Origin of the sequence: Butyrivibrio proteoclasticus P6B7 (assembly GCF_000622085.1) — a bacterium.
In the GTDB taxonomy this organism is placed as follows: domain Bacteria; phylum Bacillota; class Clostridia; order Lachnospirales; family Lachnospiraceae; genus Butyrivibrio; species Butyrivibrio proteoclasticus_A.
Genome location: NZ_JHWL01000009.1, coordinates 25032 through 41115, shown reverse-complemented (window position 1 = coordinate 41115; position 16084 = coordinate 25032). Strand labels below are relative to the sequence as shown.

Sequence of the window (16084 nt, the reverse complement as noted above, 5' to 3'; positions counted from 1 at the left end):
TATACTTGGAAAGAAAAATAATGAAAAGAAATTCAATAATAGCCATCCTTATGGCAACAACTATATCAGCCACATTACTGTCAGGATGTGGATCAATCAAGGATTTTATCAGTAGCTTTGAAGATGTGGATGCTGTTTCAGGTGCAACGTCAGATGTGGATTCATCTGAGGATGCATCAAATCAGGCTTCTGACAGTGCATCAGAGGAGTCAGATGACTCAGCGGGGGCTTCTGGCGTTATAGATCAGGGGCAGATAATCTATGATAATAGAGATGTATGGGAAACTGAAGTAGATAGCTCTTTTGACGGAGTATGCTATGCAGTAACGGACTTTGATAATGATGGCTGGCTTGAGATAGTTAGTTCAATGTATAACGAGAAGGAGTTTACTTCCGAAAATCATATATACGAGGTGGATAAAGACAATAACCTTGTTGAGATGGATATTGATGCTCTTAATGAAGTTCAGGGAGGCCCGGATTTATATCTTGCAAACGCCTATTATCCTGTAGATTATGAGACTTTTATTACCTGGTTTAGCTTCAAGGAAAATGAAGAAGCCGATGAAGCATCCAAAGCATGGTATGTGATCACCATAGAAGATAATAAGGCTACAATAGTAGAAGAGTATTCATATGAAAAGTATGGCAAGTATATCTCCCTTTTTCCAGATAAATTGTTCTGGTTTACTGATATTACCATGGACAATATAAATCGTTCCTTTAATCATGAGTACATCGAGGATAAAAGAGATACAACTGGAATGTACACTAGCTTTTTAAATGGATATCAAGTGGCGAAGTGTTGTGTTCCACAGTCTCTGATGGGGGAGTATTCAGGATTTAAGTGCGAAGAGGGAAAAGAACTGTCAATTAAAGATATCTGCGATATATTAGATGAGAATTGCTACAGTGATTATGCTGCCATAGAGAGCTATAAGTATATTGACTGCGGTAATGACGGAGAGTATGAACTGTGCATTAGAATTCTTGCAGGCATGGGATATTATAACTTCGTGATAAAAGAGTACTCTGATGGCCTTAGGATAAAGTACTACGCAGAAGAAGGCGAAAAGATCTGGGCAGAGATTGACGAGTTGGGTCACACCAAAGATGGTGGAAGAGTTGGATATTATGGCTATATGGATAGATATGGCTATTTGGATGAAAATGCGGATTATGTATTCCTGTATAGATGCGTTTTATGTATAAGTGCCAGCGAATTTCTTGCAGATGAACACCAGATTGAAGTTGATGAGGATACCTGGGATGGCGTTGAGTTTGAATTCTACTATTTTGATGAGGACTCCTGGCTTGAAAACTGCTATGTAAGAATGATTTATTGGGATGCAGAAGCAGGAGCTGTTGATGAAGATAATCTCTATGATCCAAATGGAGAGTTCATGAAGACCATGACAGGTGCAGGATACGATATCCACAAGGGCGAAGACATCGATAATATGATCGAAGAGCGCAAGCAGGAACTAGGTCTTACATATTGAAACCAAACAAATATTCGTGTATCATATATTTGGTACACGAATTTTTGTTGGAGGGGAATGCTTTGATAGCATATGTTAATGGAATTTTAGAGAGCATCGAGGAAGGCAACGCCGTAGTTGATGTGAACGGCTTTGGCATCAACGTTGCTATATCAGGATCTACCTACGACCGCATGCCGGGGATTGGCGAGGTCGTTAAGCTATACACTTATACTAATGTCAAAGAGGATGCTTTCAACCTCTTTGGATTTCTGTCTAAGGACGAGCTTAATCTTTTTAAAATGCTTATTACTGTCAATGGAATCGGCCCCAAGGGCGGTCTTTCCATTCTGTCTGTGATGTCACCGGATGACCTTAGATTTGCCATTATGGCAGGTGACAGCGCATCTATTTCCAAGGCACCAGGAATTGGTAAGAAAACTGCAGAGAGAATCACCTTAGAACTTCGTGACAAGATCAAGGTTTCAGAAGATGACATGCTGGGCACAGCCAGTGTATCTGTGGCTGATCTTGATGGCGATGGTGCCAATGTTGCCAGAGATGAGGCTGTGGCAGCGCTTGTTGCCCTTGGTTACAATCAGGGCGATGCCCTTAAGGCTGTCCGCAAGGTTCTTTCAGCTAATCCGGATGCAGCAGAGGACACAGAGGCACTTCTTAAGCTTGCTCTTAAAGAGATGTTCTGATCAGATAGATATAATAATCTGTTTCGAATTACATTGGATTATTAACATGATTGAAACAATGAAACATTTGAGGTCATAGATGGAAAAGAGAAAAATCGTAACAAACGCCCGTGGCGTTGACACCAATCTTAATAAAGAGGACATTCAGGTTGAAGGGTCACTTCGTCCCAAGAGCCTTGATTCGTATATTGGTCAAAAGAAAATAAAAGAGAGCCTTAAGATTTATATTGAGGCAGCCAAGCAAAGAGGCGACAGCCTTGACCATCTTTTATTCTATGGCCCTCCAGGACTTGGTAAGACCACTCTTGCAGGAATCATAGCCAATGAGATGGGCGTTAACATCAAGATCACCAGCGGACCAGCCATTGAGAAGCCTGGTGATATGGCTGCTATTCTTAATAACCTTAAGGCTGGCGATATTCTTTTTGTAGATGAGATTCACAGACTTAACAGGCAGGTGGAGGAAGTTCTTTATCCTGCTATGGAAGACTATGCAATAGATATCATGATCGGTAAGGGCCCAACAGCCAGGTCTATAAGGCTTGACCTTCCTAAGTTCACCCTTATCGGTGCAACTACAAGGGCAGGTATGCTTTCAGCACCTCTCCGTGACAGATTTGGCATGATACATAGAATGGAATTCTACGATGTGGACGAGCTTAGCACCATTATTATGCAGTCCGCAGGCGTCCTTGATGTGGAAGTGGATGCTGAGGGTGCCAAAGAGATGGCCCGCAGAAGCCGTGGAACACCCCGTCTTGCCAACAGAATCCTTAAGAGAGTCCGTGACTTTGCCCAGGTTAAGTACGACGGCGTTATCACCAAGGATGTGGCAGTTACAGCTCTTGATCTTATGGACGTGGATAAGCTTGGACTTGACCATACAGACAGGAATCTTCTTTTGACTATGATTCACAAATTCGGCGGAGGCCCAGTGGGACTGGATACTTTGGCAGCTGCCATCGCAGAGGATTCAGGTACCATCGAGGACGTTTACGAACCTTACCTTATCAAGAACGGTTTCATTAACAGAACCCCCAGAGGGCGCGTTGTTACTGAGTTTGCCTATAGGCATTTGGGACTTGAAATGCCCAGTGGTGCCGATATATAATTGAATTCTAGTAGGAATTTTGTTTGGTTTTGAGTAAGGGGGATTCGTATGGCATCCAAGACAGATACCGAGGTAATCATTGGGGGTAAGGTATTTACATTAAGTGGATACGAGAGTGAAGAGTACCTTCAGAAGGTTGCTTCCTATATCAACAACAAGATAGCTGAATATAACAAGATTGATGGCTTTAAGAGACAACCGGTAGATACTCAGAACGTTCTTTTACAGCTCAATATTGCTGATGATTATTTCAAGGCTAAGAAGCAGATTGAGATGATGGAGGAGCAGATCTCCGAGAAGGAGAAGGAGCTATACGACATTAAGCACGAGCTTATTGCAACACAGATCAAGCTCGAGAACACTGAGAAGAATGGCAAGAACCTTCAGACCAAGCTTGATGAGTCTTCCAAGAAGATCATACAGCTTGAGACACAGGTTAAGGGTAGTGCCAAGAAATAAACACTATGAGGGCTGTCGTGATGACAGCCCTTTTGATGAGGAATATGAATAGAGTTGAATTACTGGCTCCTGCAGGGGGCTATGAAACAATGGTGGGAGCATTCAACGCAGGTGCTGACGCTGTTTATCTTGGCGGATCCAAATTTGGCGCCAGAGCATATGCTGACAATTTCGACACACAGCAGGTTCTGGACGCTATTTCTTATGCACATTTACACCACAAGAAGATTTATATGACAGTTAACACGCTGGTTAAAGAACGAGAATTTAACCAGCTTTATGATTTTATGCTTCCATATGCCCAGAAGGGCCTTGATGGAGTCATTGTCCAGGACTTTGGTGTTATGAGATTCATAAGAGATGAATTCCCAGGCGTAGAGGTTCATGCCAGCACCCAGCAGACAGTGACTGGCGTTAATGGTGCCAAGCTGCTCAAAGAGCTGGGCTGTTGCCGCGTAGTTCCTGCAAGAGAGCTTAGTCTTCAGGAAATGCAGGATATTAGAGAGAAGGCCGACATAGAGGTAGAAGCCTTCATTCACGGTGCTATGTGCTACTGCTATTCTGGAATGTGCCTGTTTAGCAGTATGGTTGGAGAAAGAAGTGGCAACAGAGGCAGATGTGCTCAGCCCTGCAGACTTCCCTACAGCTACAATGGCCAGGATGCTTCATATCCCCTTAGCCTTAAGGATATGTGCACTGTTAATATTATCCCAGAGCTTATAAGGGCAGGACTTAGCTCTTTTAAAATCGAAGGCCGTATGAAGAAGCCTGAGTATTCTGCCGGTGTTACAGCAATCTACAGGAAATATATAGATAAATTCTACGCTGATCCTGAGGGTGAATTTAAGGTTTCTAAGGAAGACGTTAAGACCTTAGAGGGTCTGTATCAGAGAACAGGCATCTGCGACGGTTATTATCACAGACATAACGGAAGAGAGATGGTAACAATTTCATCTCCAGCCTATAATGCCACTTCTGAGGAGATTCTTACCAAGGTAAGAGACAGATTTCTTGGTAGCACAATGAAGATTAAGTGCGACCTTTTTTGTAAGCTTATCGAGGGCCAGGAAGCTCTTCTTAAGATGACAGTAAGAAGAGATGGACAGACCTTTGAGGAAGAGGTTACAGGAAATATTGTGACTAAGGCCATGAAGCGCCCTATGGACGAGGACAGCGTTAAGAAGCAGATTGAGAAGCTTGGCAACACACCTTTTGAAGCAGGCAATGTCACAGTAATTATAGACGATAGTGTTTCTGGCTGCGGTATATTCATGCCTGTCAGCGAGCTTAATGAGCTTAGAAGAGCTCTTTGCGAGAAGATGGAGGAGAGATTATCTTCCGGTAGCGTAGCTGGAGCAGATGGTCATGAGGAAAGTGATTCCAAGTCTGATAAAGACAAAGGAAATGCTGCTGAGTCTGTAAATAGAGACATTACAGTCAATAAGATTTCAGGTGAAAGAGAGATAAAGAAGGTCAGTCCCGATTTCCACGTGCTGGTTAACACTAAGAAGCAGCTTGAAAGAGTTAGCTCTTTTGCCAAGGATCATGAACAGACACTTAGAGTATACGTAGATAGTACGCTGTTCCTTTCAATAACAGACAGTGAACGGTCAGCCTTTGGCAGCAATATGGATATGTTCGTGGCACTTCCTTATGTAACAAGGACTGAGCGCTTTGATGGTACCAGGGATATTGAGGCTATTGCCAGATCTATCGCAGAGCGCGGCTACAAGGGTCTTTTGGTAAGGAACCTTGAACAGCTTGGATTCCTTAAGGAACTTGGCTTTGAGGGTGATGTTATCCTTGATTATTCCATGTACGTATGGAACAAGGACGCTGCGGGTTTTCTTCTTGAGATTGGTGATGATATTTCTTTTGTCAAAGAGATATCTGTTCCTCTGGAGCTCAACATTCATGAGGCCAAGGACGTGGTTAAGGCCATCAAAAAGAACTATGACATCAAGGTATCCTACGAGGTTTATGGCAGGGTTCCTATGATGATAAGTGCAGGCTGCGTTAAGAAGACTATGGATAAGTGTAGTGGTAGGCTACATGAGCTTCATACTGAGAAATACAGCATGTTAGACAGAATGAGCAATGAGATTTTTGTTACTACTAACTGCAGGAACTGCTACAACGTTATCTGGAATGCCCATCCAACCATGCTTTACAAGAAGCTTGGGGAGATCAGGGACGCTGGACTGTTTGATCATTTAAGACTTGATCTGTCCACAGAGGATGGAGAAGGAACAGGCACAGTTCTTTCTGCATTTATTGATGATGATAGACAATATGCACAGGTACTTTGCGATGGCAAGTACACTTTAGGACACTATAAACGCGGAGTTGAATAATGGAATTATACGTTACAGAGATTGCTAAATTTGTGATTCCGCTTATTCTTTTTGTTTATACTTTAGAGGCTTTCTTAAGTTTTAGGCACAAGAATGAGGATCAGAATAAAGTATTATATATAAGCCAGGTTATTCTTATTTTTGGTATGCAGATTGCCTGCTTTATAGAGATAATTGCAAGAACAGGAAAGGCCAAGTATCTGTTTTTCTTTGGTTTTCAGATACTGATTTTTGTATCCATCGTTGTACTGTTTTACATTATCTATCCTGACGGTAATAAGCTTATTATCAACAATGCCTGCATGCTTCTTAGCATCAGCATGATAATCCTTACCAGAATTTCCTATGATAAGGCTGTTAAGCAGTTCTTTATCATTACTTTTTCTTTTATTGTGGGATTCTTTATTCCTGCAGCTATTTTCAGGTACAACCTTCTTAAGCGATTTACCTGGGCCTATGCGGCTATAGGTATTGCGGCTATTGGAGTAGTTCTTTTACTGGGTGCTACAACTAATGGCTCTAAGATTGCATATACGATTGCGGGAATTACCTTCCAGCCCTCTGAGTTTGTTAAGATCGTTTTCCTGTTCTTCATGGCAGGCGCGCTTTACAAGGCGGAGAGTATTTGGGAGCTGTTTCTAGCATCTATTGTGGCGGCAGTTCACGTAATAATTCTGGTACTTTCCAAAGATCTTGGAAGTGCTCTTATTTTCTTTATAATCTATTTGGCAATGATCTATATTTCTACTGAGAATATTGGATATCTTGTTCTTGGGCTTTTCTTTGGCGCCTTCGCCAGTGTTGTAGCCTACAAGCTCTTTAGACATATTCAGGTCAGAGTTGCAGCGTGGCGTGACCCCTTTGGTGATATTGAGGGCACAGGCTATCAGCTGTCCCAGTCTTTGTTTGGAATCAGTAGTGGTGGCTGGTTTGGCCTTGGCCTTTATGGCGGAATGCCAAGCTCAATTCCATACGTTGAGCAGGATTTCATTTTCTCAGCAATAGCAGAGGAATTTGGAGTTATATTTGCTATTCTTATGACCCTTGTCTGCATCAGCACTTTTGTGGCAATTATGCAGACCAGTTACTTTATCAAGGATAAGTACTATAGGCTTATTGCTTCGGGAGCCGGCGTAGCCTATATTTTCCAGACGTTTCTGACTATCGGCGGAGGATCTAAGTTTATACCTCTTACAGGTGTAACACTTCCCCTTGTTAGTTATGGCGGAACGTCAGTGTTTGTGACCATCCTCCTTCTTATGATCGTTGAAGGCATTTACATGATCAGGGTGGATGAAAGAAATATCGCAATTGAGAAACATCGCAAGATGATGCAGGAGAGAAGAAGTTTTGAAGATGAGGGAAGAGTTAGACAGAGATAAGGGAAAAGAGAAAAAGCCTAAGAAAAAGATTAAATCCTATCCGATTCTTGTTATCAGCGGCTTTTATATAGTGTTGTTTGCAGCTATGTTGTTCTACATTGCCCGTTATTCCTATGTTAACAGACAGACACTTATGAACAACAACTACAACAAGAGACAGCAGATTCTTCTTGCTCAGAATAGCAGAGGTAAGATCCTTTCAAGAAATGGAGATGTGCTTGCTTATACTGAGGAAGGCTCTGACGGCAAGGATAAAAGAGTTTATCCTTATGGCAAGGAATTTGCCCATGTTGTAGGTTATGCTTCTAATGGTAAGGCTGGAATCGAGGCTTCAGCCAATTACTATCTGATCAATTCAGGAGCAGAGCTTGCTACAAAAGTTAAGTTTGATGCTGAAGGCCATAAGTATCCTGGAGATACAGTAACCACTACTCTTGATGTTACTCTTCAGGAGGTGGCATATAATGCGCTTTCTGCCAGAAAGGGAGCTATCATTGTATCTAACCCCAAGACAGGAGAAATCCTGGCTATGGTTTCCAAGCCTGACTTTGACCCTAACTATATAGCTCAGGAGTGGGACAAGATGCTTGCTGATGATTCCGGAGATGCTCAGCTTCTTAATAGAGCAACCCAAGGGTTATATCCACCTGGATCAACCTTTAAGATCATCACAGCCCTTGCTTATCTTAGAGATAATAACAATGACTATTCTGGCTATAAGTATAGCTGCAATGGTAAATTCAAGGATGGAGAGGACGTGATTTCCTGTTACCACGGTGAGAATCACGGTGGTGTTGACTTTATTACCTCTTTTGCCAAGTCCTGTAATACCTCATTTGCTAATATTGGTCTGTCTGTTAGTCAGAAGACCTTCAATCAGACTCTTGAGGAACTGATGTTTAATTCGGAGCTTCCGTTGTCTATCGCTTATACAAAGAGCTCTGCAACCTATGATCAGGACACTCCAAGGGGTGAGATCATGCAGCTTTCCATTGGCCAGGGAACTACAGGAATGTCACCGATTCACCTTAATATGATCACCTGTGCCATTGCTAATGGCGGTGTTTTGATGAAGCCATATCTGGTTCAGAGTGTTACTACTGAGGATAAGAAGACTGTGGCAAGCTTTGAGCCCGAGACTTACAAGAGGCTTATGACCAAGGAAGAGACTGATATTCTTACTTCAATGATGGTGGCAGTTGTTGAAAAGGGAACAGCTTCTAAGCTTAAGGGATTGTCATATACTGCAGCAGGTAAGACAGGCTCTGCGGAGTTTAATTCCAATTCTGATTCACATGCCTGGTTTACTGGATTTGCACCAGCTGATGACCCTGAGATCTGCGTTACTATCATCGTTGAGAACGCAGGAAGTGGCGGAAGTTATGCGGTTCCTATCGCTAAAAGAATTTTTGACGCATACTTTGGTGTAGAGTAATTTATGTGTTAATATTGAGTATGAAGTAATTGTAATAGGGGCGTGGAGTATATATGAAAAAAGGGGGATTCTGCCGGTTCTATAAGGGACTATATTGGGGAGAATCTGTTAAAAATCACACACTTGTAAAAATGAAACTTTACCACGGAAGTGGACAGTTTGGTATCTATTTGGTCACAAGAGCCCAGTGCCCAAGTGATCAGCTGGATATTATTCACTGCGCCTTTTTAAAGCAAAAGATATTTAGAGAGCTTCAGCCTCTTGTCTATGGAATTGCAGGAAGTCACGAAGAGGCAGTTGGAATTGTTCTTAGAATATCCCAAGAAGCCAGCATTGCAGGGCTTGATGGACAGCTTGTTCAGTATCTTGATGGAAGAGATTCCTGATATGGTTTTGATTTTGTTTTGAAGTAAAAATACAGTGTAGACTGGAGCTTTTATGCTTTCTATTGTTCTAACAGTGCTTAAAATAATAGGGATTGTGCTACTTTCTGTTTTGGGAGTAGTTCTTTTGCTTCTCTTACTGATTCTCTTTGTTCCTATCAGGTACAGGATCGATGGTAATATTCCAGAGACCCTGCTTGAGGATGGAATTGATCCAAAGAGTATCTGGGCAAGGGTTAAGTTTTCCTGGCTTCTTCACATAATAAGTGGAGGTCTGGAGTATCCGGACAAGATGGAATTTACCCTTAAGATTTTTGGTATCAGGATCTTGCCTAAAAAGGTAAAAGAGAAGAAGAAAAAAGCCGATAAAAAAGATAAGGAAAGTTCTGCAGATGATCAGGAATCAGAGGGTGAAGGTAAAGCTGAGGATACCTTGATGGTTACTGAAGCGGAGGATAACTGGGGAGACAGTGGTTCTGAGACTAGTGCGGAAGCAGATGTAGATACAGCTTCAGAGTCAGAGATAGCATCCGATACTGAGTCAGATACAAATGCAGAGAATACATCTGAAATAGAGATAGAAACTGGAACTGAGACACATACAGACACAGATACAGATACAGACACAGACTCAAATGTAGATGATTTAGATGAGGAAGAAGATTCAGATAAAAGATCTTTTATCGAAGTGTTATCTGACATCTTCATAAAAATCCAAAATATTCTAAAAATGCCACAAGATGTGTTGCAAAAAATCCAATATACAACATCTAGACTATGTGATAAGATAGAAATGATAAAAGTTACCCTAGAAAGCGACATTTTTAAACGGGCTTTCGCACTTTGTAAAGGTAAGCTTGTACGTTTAATCAAGATGATTTTACCGGATAAGAGTGACATTGATCTGTTGTTTGGCGCAGGTGATCCTGCTACTACAGCCGATATCATGGGAGCTTATGGATGTCTATATCCGATTCTTTACAATAAGCTTTCCTACACACCGGATTTCGAGAGAGGTGTTGTAAGGCTGGACGCACACATGAAGGGTCACATTACAATATTCACTATTGTTTATTGTGCAGCTGTATGCTATTTCAATAAAGATGTTAAAAAGGTGATAGCTAGATTCAAAAAGATTAAAAACTCATAATTTTTCACCTGGAGGGTATGATGGGAGAGAATAATTCAATAAACGGAGTTGTTAGTTCATTGCTTGATGGAATGAATTCCATTCTTGCAACAAAGACAGTAGTTGGGGAGCCAACTAAGGTGGGAGATACTATTATCCTTCCTCTTGTAGATGTGTCCTTTGGACTTGGCGCAGGCTCAACTGTTGACGGAAAAGGTAACGGTTCTAATAAGACTAATGGAACTGGTGGATTTGGAGCTAAGATGTCTCCAAGCGCAGTGCTTGTGATCAAGGATGGCACAACCAAGCTTGTAAATGTTAAGAACCAGGATGCAGTAACTAAGGTCCTAGATATGGTTCCTGACATTGTTAATAAGTTTACCAGCAAGAAAGTAGACATGATGGACGATGATGCCGCAGTAGATATTGCTTTCCCGGAGGAAAATAAAGGAGAGTAACCCATAGGGGGTATTGCTATGGAAGAGAGAAGAAATATCGAAGAAATCATTTTAAACGGCACAGAGGATGAGCTTAACGAGCTTAGATTATGGCTTTTTAAAGAGAGCGTTCGTCTTGAGAATCATGAGAGCGCTTTAGAAGAGAGATATGCCAGACTTGAGGCAGACCAGATCGCATTCAAGGATAGAATGGACGCTGCTGAGAGAAAGCTCGAGAACGCTACTAAGAAGCTTAACAATGATAAGGCTCTGTTCGATCAGAGACTTAGCATTTTGAATAATGGTTTTGATCAGCTTAACAGCGATAAGAAGAAGCTCGAGGCTGAGTATATAAGACTTGAAAGAGAAAAGGCTTATCAGAGAGAGAATGAATATGACGCTCTTGATCTTTTATTCAGAGGCGTTAATAGTCCATTAACTCTTAAGAAGCGCTACAAGGATCTTATGAAGATGTTCCATCCTGATAATGTAAGTGGAGATCAGGACATGGTTCAGCTTATCAACGAAGAGTACAGTATGCTTTGCAGACAGTACAATATTAGTATGATCAATTAATTTCTGTTTGATCTATTGGGGAATAATCGAACAGATTTTTCAAAAATGTTGAGGTTGATATTATTATTTTTATATGATAATGTATTACAAGTCATTGTCGTTCTAGACAATGACTTGTGTATGTTCTGCGGGGAATATATATCTGGCGTTTCAGCCGGGAATTTCATTTTTGTAATTGAAGAAGACATAAATGATAAAAATAATTTCAGAAAATATGTTGACACAGTCGAACAACTGTTTTATTATTTAAATTAAAGAACAGGTGTTCTAAGAAGGAGAGTATGATGGAAAGAGAAGAAAAATTAAAAGCATTAGATGCCGCACTTGGACAGATTGAGAAGCAGTTTGGTAAAGGGGCTGTAATGAAGCTTGGTGATTCATCTGACACCATGAACGTAGAGACTATTCCTACAGGTTCACTTAGCCTTGATATAGCACTTGGTCTTGGTGGAATCCCTAAGGGAAGAATTGTAGAGATTTATGGACCTGAGTCTTCTGGTAAGACTACAGTTACATTACATATGATTGCAGAAGTACAGAAGAGAGGCGGAATTGCAGGCTTTATCGATGCTGAGCACGCACTTGATCCTGTATATGCCAAGAACATCGGCGTAGATATTGATAACTTATATATTTCACAGCCAGACAGTGGTGAGCAGGCTCTTGAGATTACAGAGACAATGGTACGTTCTGGTGCCATCGATATCGTAGTAGTTGACTCTGTAGCAGCTCTTGTACCTAAGGCAGAGATTGATGGAGATATGGGTGATTCTCACGTAGGTCTTCAGGCTAGACTTATGTCACAGGCACTTCGTAAGCTCACAGCTGTTATCAGCAAGTCTAACTGTACAGTAGTATTTATCAACCAGCTTCGTGAGAAGGTTGGTGTTATGTTCGGTAATCCAGAGACAACAACTGGTGGACGTGCTCTTAAGTTCTACTCATCAGTTCGTATGGATGTACGTCGTATCGAGTCTCTTAAGCAGAACGGCGAAGTTATCGGTAACAGAACAAGAGTTAAGGTAGTTAAGAACAAGATCGCTCCTCCGTTCAAGGAGGCAGAGTTTGATATCATGTTCGGTAAGGGCATTTCAATGACTGGTGATGTTCTTGATCTTGCTGCTGCTGTTGATATCGTTAACAAGAGCGGTGCTTGGTATCAGTACAATGGAGAGAAGATTGGCCAGGGACGTGAGAATGCTAAGCTCTATCTTGAGAACAACCCTCAGATCCTTGCAGAGATTGATGCTAAGGTTAGAGCTCATTATGGCCTTAACCCAGACGGCGCAGCTGCTGCAGCTCCTGCTGATGAGGACGCAGAGAAGGCTCCAGCTAAGAAGACTAAGGCTTCTAAGTAATATAGTACTCGGCAGATGGTCAAGGCGTATTAGGATAATAAGTACTTGGCAAATGTATATTAGTGCCATGCAAGCGGCTTTAGTGCCCTTGCATGGCACTTAGTTAATGAAAATCTTGAATGAAGTGGCATTCTAGTCATTTTTTCTGTTGGGCTTATCGTTCTGATAAGCGGAATACCCCCTACGCAAGCTAAAAAGGGTAGTGGTAGAGGTAAAGTACTGGCCAACCTTGACATAGTATCAGGCGAAATGCCTCGAAACAAGCTAAAAGGAGTAGTGGTAGAGGTAAAGTACTGGCTAACCTTGACATAGTATCAGGCGAAATGCCCCTAAACAAGCTAAAAGCGAGTAGCAGTAGAGGTAAAGAGTCGGCTAACCGAGACGCAGTATCGGGCGAAATGCCTCGAAACAAGCTAAAACGGGTAGTGGTAGAGGTAAAGAGCCAGCTAACCGAGACGCAGTATCGAGCGAAATGCCTCTAAACAAGCTAAAAGGGGTAGTGGTAGAGGTAAAGAGCCAGCTAACCGAGACGCAGTATCGGGCGAAATACCTCGAAACAAGCTAAAACGGGTAGTGGGAGAGGTAAAGTACTGGCTAAGCGAGATGCAGTATCAGGCGAAATGCCCCTAAACAAGCTAAAAGGGGGAACGGTAGAGGTAAAGAGTCGGCTAACCGAGACGCAGTATCAGGCGAAATACCTCGAAACAAGCTAGATAAGTAAAATGTAGTTGCAAAGGATTGATTATGATATATGAATGATGCAGAACAATACTGGCATAATGATTGGATTTCTGTATTACAAGATAGAAAGAAGCATTTATTAATGTTAGTAGAATCAAAGAATAAGGCAATTAAGGCTAGTCCTAATGGAAATATAATAGTTAGAAACAAGGGTAATTCGTTCCAATACTATTTACGCAGTGATACCAAAGATAAAAATGGCATATATATCCATAAAGGCGAACTAGATAAAGCAAAGAGAATTGCTCAAAGAGGCTATGATGCTACTATTATAGACAAGGCCAAGAAAGAACTTGTTGAGTTAGATAAATATATTAAACAAGTTAAAGAGAGTAATCTAAATGATGTATATGATTCATTAAGTGGTGGCAGAAAAAAACTAATTACACCGCTAATCATCCCGGATGAGCAATATGTAGCAAGCTGGGAATCTAAGATATATGATATATTTGAAGTAGATGATTCTGTTGGGGAGTTTGTTTCTAATAATGGAATAAGAGTCAGATCTAAAGTAGAGCTCATCATAGCTAATGCACTAGAATATTACAATATCCCCTTTAGGTACGAATATCCTTTAATACTCAAAAATAATTATCGAGTCAGACCAGACTTCTTTTGTTTGAATGTTAAAAAGAGAAAAGAGATTGTCTGGGAGCATTTTGGCATGATGGATAGCGAAGAATATGCTAACAAAAACATTGATAAGATTCAAAGGTATGAACAGAGCGGATTCCACGCAGGTGATAATTTCATTATGACATTTGAATCTTCGTTGAATCCACTTAGTTCCAAAATAATCAAAAATAAAATAGAAACCTATTTGTTTTGATTTATTTGAAGGAATGACATTACTTGTGGATTGATATAATTAAATGTGTTACTAGCTTATGGAACAGAATAATATAAAAGGAATTACTTGCGATGATAGTTACAGACATTGTTGAATTTGATAAAAAGAGAAAAAAGGTGTACATAGATGGCGAGTTCGCATTTGTACTGTATAGTGGAGAACTTCGTGATTATGATATCAAGAAAGATAAAGAAATAACATCAGAGAATTATGAGAGCATAATTTCAGAACTTCTTCCAAAGCGCGCAACCAAGCGAGCTATGAATCTTCTTCTCAAGAAGGATTACACAGAGAAGAAGCTAAGGGATAAGTTGGCAGAAGGATTATATCCTGAAGAGTCCATAGATGCAGCTATTGAATACGTTAAGTCATATCATTACCTGGACGATGAGCGTTTTGCCAGGGACTATATTACATACCATATGTCTCTTCGTAGCAAGAATCGCATAATTCAGGACCTTATAGGTAAAGGTATCAACAAGGACGTAATCGTACCTATAATTGAGGAACTATATTCAGAAGAGGACAGCGACGTCGAACAGGAACAAATCAAAAAACTACTTGAAAAGAAGCATTATGATCCAGATATGGAGTACAAGGATAAGCAGAAGATCATGGCATTTCTACTAAGACGTGGATACAGCATGGATTCTGTTAGGAGAGCCATGGATAGCTAAAGAGGGGTAAAAGTAACTAAAAGATTACTGGTTAGTCATGATTTGAAACGGCGATATAGATGCTGATTCAGGGGGATGGTCATGAGGGGAATAAAGCAAAAGAAGTCTTCAATCAAGAAAATAGTACTAACTAAGACTGACGGAGTTTGTGCAAGATGCGGCAGAGCTATAGCGATAGAAAATGTCACTATAGAACATTTCATACCGAAGTATCGTGGTGGACAAGATGACGAGAGAAACCTCCTGCCGCTGTGTAAGAACTGCAATAAGCAGAAGGGTTCAAGGCTTGTTGACGTAGAAGAGTACTATCCATATCTTAAAAGTCAGTACCGTTTAAGCGCTAATGAATATTCTAGAGAACATGCTAACAAGTATTCGAAATAATAATCTGAGTAATATACAATCAAAGAACTAATGACTCTAATAATATGTAGTATAATATGTTTGTTACAGTTGTTTGTTTAGTTGGAGGAGGAACCAAAATGGGAGACATAACAGCAATTCTCAAACAGATTAATGGTAACAAGGAATTAATGGCGCAGATAGCTAAGGCTGATCCAGCGCAGGCTAAAGAGCTTCTTAAGAAGGCTAACATTGACGTTAGCGAAGCAGATATCAAGTTAGTACAGTCTGCAGTTGCCGATGGCAAGTTAGACCTGGGCGATATCAAGAATATCGCTGGTGGATTATTTAAAAAGTAATAGCAAGTAAGATAATAAAAGAATTAAAGCCATATGTTGGTAGTAACAAGCTGCCGACATATGGCTTTTTTATGATATAGGAAATTTCTCTGAAATTCCTATATCATAAAAAACGCTCCGCTATGGATGCGCACTCGCGCGATAGGTAAATGTTGCATAAATGCAACCGCGCTCGGCGCGAGCATGTTGCAAGCAACATGCTTTTTTGTGGTTATAAATGATCATGATTTTTTGACGCTTACCTTTAAAAAACTAGTTAGTTTTTTTAGTTTTTTAAAGTAAACCATAGTAGCGGATTAAATCATA

At 40.8% G+C, this 16084-nt stretch carries 16 protein-coding genes; all 16 read left to right on the top strand.

The window, feature by feature from the left end; all coding sequences use genetic code 11:
* The first annotated feature begins 20 nt into the window (after nucleotides 1-20).
* The 16 genes from T541_RS0107865 to T541_RS0107785 all read left to right on the top strand — a co-directional run bounded on the left by T541_RS0107865 (nucleotide 21) and on the right by T541_RS0107785 (nucleotide 15778).
* On the top strand, nucleotides 21-1502 hold the full coding sequence (locus T541_RS0107865; protein WP_026652194.1) for a hypothetical protein: 1482 nt from the start codon (nucleotides 21-23) through the stop codon (nucleotides 1500-1502).
* A 62-nt stretch (nucleotides 1503-1564) separates the two neighbouring features.
* Complete coding sequence (ruvA, locus tag T541_RS0107860) at nucleotides 1565-2185, top strand: Holliday junction branch migration protein RuvA (protein ID WP_026652193.1); 621 nt, start codon at nucleotides 1565-1567, stop codon at nucleotides 2183-2185.
* A gap of 79 nt (nucleotides 2186-2264) precedes the next feature.
* A complete protein-coding gene (ruvB, locus tag T541_RS0107855; RefSeq protein WP_026652192.1) occupies nucleotides 2265-3296 on the top strand; it encodes a Holliday junction branch migration DNA helicase RuvB in 1032 nt (343 codons plus the stop codon).
* Nucleotides 3297-3344: 48 nt separating this feature from the next.
* Nucleotides 3345-3755: a cell division protein ZapA gene (gene zapA, locus T541_RS0107850; RefSeq protein WP_026652191.1), complete on the top strand. Its 411-nt coding sequence runs from the start codon at nucleotides 3345-3347 to the stop codon at nucleotides 3753-3755.
* A 44-nt stretch (nucleotides 3756-3799) separates the two neighbouring features.
* On the top strand, nucleotides 3800-6109 hold the full coding sequence (locus T541_RS0107845; protein WP_034466512.1) for a U32 family peptidase: 2310 nt from the start codon (nucleotides 3800-3802) through the stop codon (nucleotides 6107-6109).
* Entirely contained in the window at nucleotides 6109-7491 is a 1383-nt protein-coding gene (locus tag T541_RS0107840; protein ID WP_026652188.1) for an FtsW/RodA/SpoVE family cell cycle protein, read from the top strand. The genes T541_RS0107845 and T541_RS0107840 overlap by 1 nt, the downstream gene beginning before the upstream one ends.
* The gene (locus T541_RS0107835) at nucleotides 7466-8926 is read left to right on the top strand and encodes a peptidoglycan D,D-transpeptidase FtsI family protein (RefSeq protein WP_026652187.1); all 1461 of its coding nucleotides are present in this window, start codon (nucleotides 7466-7468) and stop codon (nucleotides 8924-8926) included. Before T541_RS0107840 ends, T541_RS0107835 begins: the two co-directional genes overlap by 26 nt.
* A 53-nt stretch (nucleotides 8927-8979) precedes the next feature.
* Nucleotides 8980-9312, top strand: coding sequence for a hypothetical protein (locus T541_RS0107830; RefSeq protein WP_026652186.1), 333 nt, complete (start codon nucleotides 8980-8982; stop codon nucleotides 9310-9312).
* A 52-nt stretch (nucleotides 9313-9364) separates the two neighbouring features.
* Nucleotides 9365-10459, top strand: coding sequence for a hypothetical protein (locus T541_RS0107825; RefSeq protein ID WP_026652185.1), 1095 nt, complete (start codon nucleotides 9365-9367; stop codon nucleotides 10457-10459).
* 20 nt (nucleotides 10460-10479) lie between these two features.
* Nucleotides 10480-10896 (top strand): GerW family sporulation protein, encoded by a 417-nt coding sequence (locus T541_RS0107820; protein ID WP_026652184.1) that lies wholly within the window; start codon nucleotides 10480-10482, stop codon nucleotides 10894-10896.
* 18 nt (nucleotides 10897-10914) lie between these two features.
* Nucleotides 10915-11451, top strand: a complete 537-nt coding sequence (locus tag T541_RS0107815; RefSeq protein ID WP_026652183.1) for a J domain-containing protein — start codon at nucleotides 10915-10917, stop codon at nucleotides 11449-11451.
* 284 nt (nucleotides 11452-11735) lie between these two features.
* Entirely contained in the window at nucleotides 11736-12809 is a 1074-nt protein-coding gene (gene recA / locus T541_RS0107805; protein WP_026652181.1) for a recombinase RecA, read from the top strand.
* Nucleotides 12810-13560: 751 nt separating this feature from the next.
* Nucleotides 13561-14379 carry a hypothetical protein gene (locus tag T541_RS0107800; RefSeq protein ID WP_026652180.1) on the top strand — a complete coding sequence of 273 codons (819 nt, stop codon included), beginning with the start codon at nucleotides 13561-13563 and terminating at the stop codon, nucleotides 14377-14379.
* A gap of 92 nt (nucleotides 14380-14471) precedes the next feature.
* On the top strand, nucleotides 14472-15077 hold the full coding sequence (locus tag T541_RS0107795) for a regulatory protein RecX (RefSeq protein ID WP_026652179.1): 606 nt from the start codon (nucleotides 14472-14474) through the stop codon (nucleotides 15075-15077).
* Between the two features lie 81 nt (nucleotides 15078-15158).
* Nucleotides 15159-15461, top strand: coding sequence for an HNH endonuclease (locus tag T541_RS0107790; protein WP_026652178.1), 303 nt, complete (start codon nucleotides 15159-15161; stop codon nucleotides 15459-15461).
* Between the two features lie 98 nt (nucleotides 15462-15559).
* On the top strand, nucleotides 15560-15778 hold the full coding sequence (locus T541_RS0107785; RefSeq protein ID WP_026652177.1) for a hypothetical protein: 219 nt from the start codon (nucleotides 15560-15562) through the stop codon (nucleotides 15776-15778).
* Nucleotides 15779-16084: the final 306 nt, after the last annotated feature.